The sequence below is a fragment of the Methanosphaera sp. WGK6 genome (genome assembly GCF_001729965.1).
Classification (GTDB): domain Archaea; phylum Methanobacteriota; class Methanobacteria; order Methanobacteriales; family Methanobacteriaceae; genus Methanosphaera.
This window is the reverse complement of the sequence record NZ_JRWK01000025.1, coordinates 1-6,613: the sequence shown is the minus strand read 5'-3', so window position 1 is coordinate 6,613 and position 6,613 is coordinate 1. Positions and strand designations below refer to the sequence as shown.

Genomic DNA, 6,613 nt, shown 5'->3' with positions numbered 1-6,613 from the left:
ATTTTTTATATGCTAGGTCTAATTTTTCTTTCATTAGTTTTTCTAATTTAGTTTGTGTTGTTTTTTGTTCTCTAGTTCTTCGAATGTTGTATTCATTCTTGATTTTTTGTTTCATGTAGTTTTCTATATCTTGTGACATGTTACTTGTTAGTTGTCTGTATAACAATAGTATGTTTGGATCTATTGTTAGTTTTACATTTTTCTTTTTCATATTTATCTCCCAATATACATTTGAAATTCTACCATATGTTTTATTTCTAGTGTATTTTTCTAAAAAGGTATATGTGGTTCAAATTACGACCGTACGGTCGTACGACCGTTAGACTTATATATTATGAAAAATTATGTGCCTTATGTTCATGTAATTATTATATTAATATTAAATTAATATTACATTTATAAGTATTAGGGTATGGTATAATCGATGTTATTCAATTTTTATTGAATTACGACCGTACGACCGTACGGACCTTTTTTACATACCCCATACCTTCGGAGAAAGTTACATTTGTTATAAAAACAATGGTAAGATTTCCAGTGTATATTACAATTTTTAGGTAAATGTATTTTCATATACTATATCTATCATAAGGTGGCATACTACTAGAAATAGACATTTACTAAACAATGCAAAAATAATAAATAGATATATTAATAAATAGTATAATATATACTTAAACATTTAAAAATTGTGAAAAAAATGAGAAAAGATATAAAAACTATTCTAGGTTTAGTTGTAGTATTAATAATAGTAGTTATATTAGTTTTAGGAAGTTCTCCAAGTACTGGTGTTCAATCTGTGAATATTACTACTGTTGGTTCAGATTGTCTGTTAAATACTACTTTTAGTATACCTGAAGATATGCCTAATTCAAGAGTATCTATATATGCATATGATAGTCAAGGACAACTGATTGGCGAGTATGATGATGGAGTTTTGTATAAAGATAATTATCAAGGAAATACAGAATACTGGATGACACGTAGTTTTGATTTAGATACTAATGATACTACTAATCAAGCAATTCATATAAAATATTTAACTTATGAATTTGCAAATGATTATAAATTATATACTTTAAATTATACTGTTGATGAATATTATGATAATGTAACATATACTTAAATTATTTTATTCATTTTTTATTTTTTTATTAAATTTAATCTATTACATACATATGTCTTTGTACTATTTTTATATTTATTTGTATTTTTTTTATTATTCTTTTATTTCCTGTGTATTATTTTGGTAGTTTTATGTGTTTTTTTGTTTATTTGTATTTTGTTGGGTTTTGATGGATAGTTTTTTATAGTATTTTTGTCATATTATTTCTTATGTTATGTTACTTTTGGTGTTTGGATATGTGTTTGAGAGTGAGGATTTTGGTTCACTTTAGGAGAACTTTTAGTTCACTTTGAGTGTTAAAATCACGTTTTTTAGTTCGTTATACGACACTATTACGAAGTAAAATATGAAAAAAATAAAAACACAACACCAACAATAAAAAGAAAAAAAACACAGAATAAAAATAATAAAATCGAACAATACATAAACATTCAAAAAAAAAATATGATCTTACTAAGAACTAATCCTAGTCTAAAACTTACATTAAAATCCAACTTATCCTATTTTTTTGATAAAAAAAATTAAACCCCTTAATATACCAAAATATCAATTAATTGATATACATGTAATAACTTATTTTCAGTATTTTAACTAGATTAAAAAAATCAAGAACATACAGTTAATTTAAATATATCAATATATATATATATATATATATGATTTTACGTTTTAAATACAAAAACACTACGCAAAAAAAATTAACAGGAATGATAGCACATGAATAACTATAAAGTTAGTATTATCATTCCCTGTTATAACATTGAATCAAATAATTACACATTATTCCAAGAAATGTTCCAATCGCTCATAAAACAAACATTTAATAACATGAATATGGAAATTATTATGGTGGATGATAAATCACCAGATAACACACGAAAAATCCTACAAAACCTAGAAAAACAATATTCTAATATTAAACTAATACTATTAGACGAAAATAATGGTGCAAGTAATGCTCGTAATCAGGCAATAAAACAGGCAACCTCAGATTATATAATGTTTCTTGATGCAGATGACAAATATTGTCCAGATTTTGTTGAAACAGCTTATAATACCATTAAAAAATATGATATCGATTTTCTATTATCCAATTACATAATTTATATGAATAATACCTTAACTAAATTTGATACGGGATTTAATAAACAGATTATCACAAATAATAAAAAAGATGAATTGCAATATGCTACTAAATTCTTCTGGACAGGTATTTATAATAAATCTTTTCTCATAGAAAATAACATCATTTTTCCAAAAATAGGACATGGTGATGACAGTCTCTTTTTATCAAAATGTATATGTTGTACTAAGAAAGATATAATACTATTAAATGATTATTATAGTGTTATTTATACAGCAGATAATGGTAAATCCATAACACATACATTCACTAAAAGTCAACTAGAAGATTTAATTAATGCATATACACATATAATTGATTCTTATCAAGAATATGACTTAAATAAGGTTTTTATTCAAAGTCAACTTAAATTATATATTTTAGTTCTTATGACTGTTGTTATTAGATCTACTGAGGATTATAATACTCAGAAAATAATGGTTAATCAAGTTAGTCAAGTAATTTCTATGTATGATTATAATTACCAGTTAACATTTTATTGGAGGATAATTCATTCATTAATTCTAAACAAACAATACATCCTACTATATATTGTATCTAAATTAATTAAAAGTATTTTTGAACAGAAATGGTTTATTAAACATTTTAGAAATAAGGAATAATTAAAAAAAAGCAGTATGTTATAATTTTTTTCTTCTTATTTTCTCTTTTAGAAGATGTTCCTATTTGAAGAAATATATATTTTAAAATATATTCAAATATTAACAAATACATATACATGTAATTACTTATTTTTGGTATTTTAGATAGACTCAATTTTAAATATATCGATATATATATATATATGAATTTGTTCAAAGAAACACCCCGCGAAAAAAAAATTAAACACAAACATAACCTAGAAAAAAGAAATAAATACAAAGTCAGCATAATTATTCCATGTTACAATATTGAATCACGAAACGGTAATAAAAATAACCTATTTAACAATATGTTCAAATCCATACTAAATCAAACATTACCCCTATCAGACATGGAAATTATAATGACAGATGATGCTTCATCAGATAATACACGAAAAATAATACAAGATTTACAAAAACAATACTCTAACATTAAACTAATACTATTAGATGAAAATAAAGGTGTTGGAAATGCTCGTAATCAGGCAATAAAACAGGCAACCTCAGATTATATAATGTTTCTTGATCAAGATGATAAATATCGTCCTGATTTTGTTGAAACTGCCTATAATACTATAAACACCCATAATATTGATTTTATGATGTCAAATTATATGATTTACATGAATAATGATACAACCAAGTTTGACACAAGATGCAATGAATGTATAATTACAAATAATACTGATGATAAGCTTAGATATATGACTAAATTTTTTTGGACAGAATTTATGATAGAACCTTTCTCCTATCAAATAATATTCAATTTCCATCTAATCTTGGTGAAGATAGTGTATTCTTATCAAAATGTATATGTTGTACTAAAAAAGATATAATACTATTAAATAATTATTATAGTGTTATATATACAGCAGATAATACTAGTTCAGAGTCTGTTTCATTTACTAAGAATCATTTAGAAGATTTAATTAACTCATATACCTACATTATAGATTCATATGAACAATATAATATAAATAAGACATTTATTCAAAGCCAACTTAAATTATATATTCTAGTTCTTATGACTGTTGTTATTAGATCTACTGAAGATTATAGTACAAAAAAGATAATGATAGATGAAGTTAGTCAAGTAATTTCAAGATATGACTATAATTACTCTTTAACATATTATTGGCAGATAATTCATTATTTAATCATGAAAAGACAATATATTTCAATACAAATATTATCTAAAGTAATTAAAAGTATTTTTGAAAAAGAATGGTTTATTAAACGTTTTAGAAATAATGAATAAAAAAAATTAATATTTATTTTTTCTTTTTAACACTTAAAAAGAGAGATATTTACTTTGAAAATAATCCAATAGTATCCTTGTAATTACATTAATAGTATCTACCAATTTGATATATCGATAAAAAGTATATGAAAAAAAAAGTAAATAAAGTCAAGTTCTTGAATCCCTCGCTAGTGGAACTCCTATTATTACAACAAATACGGGTGGTTTTACAGAAGTTATAACCAACAAATATGATGCTATGATAACAAAACCAGAACCAGAACTTCTTGCAAGACAAGTTAAAATACTTGAGGAAAATCCAGAATTATATGAAAAAATAAGAAAAAATGGATTGAACACTGTACAAAAATACACATGGAATAAAACTACCACTGAATTATATGAAGTTTTAGAAGAGAATATTTAAATAAAACTTCTAATAAATCATTTTCCCTTTTTTTCTTCAATGAGTAATTCAATTAATTTATTCTGATTATCTATGAGAACATCCATTTTTTTATTCAGATCTTCATTTGTTTCAATGACATTAATTATTTGTCTGTTTAATTCCTTGTTGTGTTCATTTATACTTTTATTTAAGTCAATAATTTGATGTAATTGTGTTTTAAAGTTATCACCATGCATTTCAATACTAATTGACATATTATTTAGTGTGGATGCTATTTCATCAAATTCATTATTATAATCCTTAAATGTATCCATAGTTATTTCAGCTGGTTTATGTTCTAGCACGTCACCTGTTTCTGGATTAACTTCAAGTTTTTCACCTAAACGTAGTGATATGTCAGATTTAAGTATATCATTCATTTGTGGAGAACTACTGAGTTTATCGCCTAACATATTTAATTGTGAGGATATTTCAAGTAGTATAGAATGTATTGTATCAAATTCATCATTATATGTTACTACTTCCTTTTTTTCAGCAGTTTCAGTAACTAAATCATCAACTGGTGATGATACTTCTATTGGTTTATCTGTTTTTAATGATAGTGTAAGGTGAGGTAGTTGTTCATTGAGAAATTCTAGTTGTGATAATATTTCCTGTAAATCACTATTATCATCCCTATTTAAGTTAAATTCCTTTAGTGTATCATCTATATGTTCTAATTTATTGAATATATCCTCAATTATGGAATAATTTTGTGTTATTAATTCAACATTAGTTCCAATTTCAAATATCTTTTCTCCGATACCATCTACATTACTAGCAATTTCTGGTATGTCTTCATATATACTACCCACATCATTTTTTATATTTGAAACATCATCACGTATGTATTCATTATTGAATTTAATATCAGATGCATATTCTTGTATTCGTTCTACGTAGTCCGATAAAAGACTTACAGAAGATTGTATTTCCATAGCAGATTCAGACATATTATCAGAGCCATCCATATTTGATAGTGATTCAACTATTTGAACTAACTGATTATCTATAACATTACAGAAATTATTATGAATGGCTATTAATACATCTGCTGTGTCAAACCATGCATTAACTAAGTCTTTACTAGGATAAAAACCCATTATATCATTCACCTAAAAAAATTTTTTAAAGTATTTATGTTATATTCTTTTTTTAATATTATATATCTTTACTATAATTATCTGAATAAATTTTAATTAAAATTAACAACAAAAATATTAACTAGATAATAAGAAATAAGAGGTGTTTAACCTGGATTCATGACGATTTGAAACATTTATAGATGCAATATTTGCAATTATTATGACCGTTATGATTCTTAAAATTCCCCAACCTGAAACTTTAACATTAGAAGGTATTTGGGAATTAAAATTAATGTATTTCACATATATTATTAGTTTTATTGTGATTGCTAGTATTTGGAATAATCATAGAAAGATGTTTAGTAAAGTTAAAAATATTGATAATTTAGTAATTGCAGTATATATGATTTTAACATTTTTCATAACATGGATTCCCTATATTACAGTATGGGTTGCACATTATCCACAATACCTTGCACCAGAAATATCCTATGAAACATTATTTATTATAATAAATATATCATATCTTGTTGCAGCAAATAGAGTACGAAAACATGATAAATATAATGATGAATTAGAACAGTTTAGAGTTACACCAAGAACTTTAATTAATTATACAGTGTTTATAATAGGATTTATACTAGGAATACTAGTAACACCAGAATTTATGATGATAGCATGTTTTATCACAATAATAACATGGAATATTCAGGATAAATATTATAGAAAAATAGGAGAAATTATAAATGGAAACTGAACGATTTGAAGCCCTAATTGATGCTATTCTTGCAATTATTATCACATTAATTATACTAGAATTAAATGTACCCTCTGCACCAACATTTGCAGCACTCTTTGAACTAAAACAAGAATTCTTCATATATGCAGTTAGCTTCTTTGTAATATTTAATATATGGAATACCCATCATAATTTATTTACAAAAATT

At 24.3% G+C, this 6,613-nt stretch carries 7 protein-coding genes and 2 pseudogenes; 7 read left to right on the top strand and 2 right to left on the bottom strand.

From position 1 onward, the window contains the following. The coding region (locus NL43_RS07995; protein WP_143741344.1) for a type II toxin-antitoxin system CcdA family antitoxin at positions 1-211 on the bottom strand (211 nt) is incomplete at its 3' end. A 489-nt stretch (positions 212-700) separates the two neighbouring features. Between NL43_RS07995 and NL43_RS07990 the strand changes: the two genes are divergently transcribed. The 5 genes and pseudogenes from NL43_RS07990 to NL43_RS08210 all read left to right on the top strand — a co-directional run. Continuing rightward, positions 701-1,126, top strand: a complete 426-nt coding sequence (locus NL43_RS07990) for a hypothetical protein (RefSeq protein ID WP_069593527.1) — start codon at positions 701-703, stop codon at positions 1,124-1,126. Positions 1,127-1,843: 717 nt separating this feature from the next. Then, positions 1,844-2,872 (top strand): glycosyltransferase family 2 protein, encoded by a 1,029-nt coding sequence (locus tag NL43_RS07985; RefSeq protein ID WP_069593526.1) that lies wholly within the window; start codon positions 1,844-1,846, stop codon positions 2,870-2,872. 182 nt (positions 2,873-3,054) lie between these two features. Next, entirely contained in the window at positions 3,055-3,729 is a 675-nt protein-coding gene (locus tag NL43_RS07980) for a glycosyltransferase family 2 protein (RefSeq protein ID WP_069593525.1), read from the top strand. Continuing rightward, positions 3,612-4,151, top strand: coding sequence for a hypothetical protein (locus NL43_RS08380; RefSeq protein WP_143741343.1), 540 nt, complete (start codon positions 3,612-3,614; stop codon positions 4,149-4,151). The genes NL43_RS07980 and NL43_RS08380 overlap by 118 nt, the downstream gene beginning before the upstream one ends. Positions 4,152-4,317: 166 nt before the next feature. Next, positions 4,318-4,560, top strand: a pseudogene (locus NL43_RS08210) (glycosyltransferase); the annotation flags it as partial. Between the two features lie 17 nt (positions 4,561-4,577). On the opposite strand, the gene NL43_RS07975 reads toward NL43_RS08210, so the two are convergent. Continuing rightward, positions 4,578-5,684 (bottom strand): hypothetical protein, encoded by a 1,107-nt coding sequence (locus NL43_RS07975; protein WP_069593524.1) that lies wholly within the window; start codon positions 5,682-5,684, stop codon positions 4,578-4,580. Positions 5,685-5,859: 175 nt separating this feature from the next. Between NL43_RS07975 and NL43_RS07970 the strand changes: the two are divergent. Then, positions 5,860-6,423 (top strand): annotated as a pseudogene (locus NL43_RS07970) (TMEM175 family protein); the annotation flags it as partial. Next, the coding region (locus NL43_RS07965) for a TMEM175 family protein (protein WP_143741342.1) at positions 6,413-6,613 on the top strand (201 nt) is incomplete at its 3' end. The pseudogene NL43_RS07970 and the gene NL43_RS07965, both read left to right, overlap by 11 nt.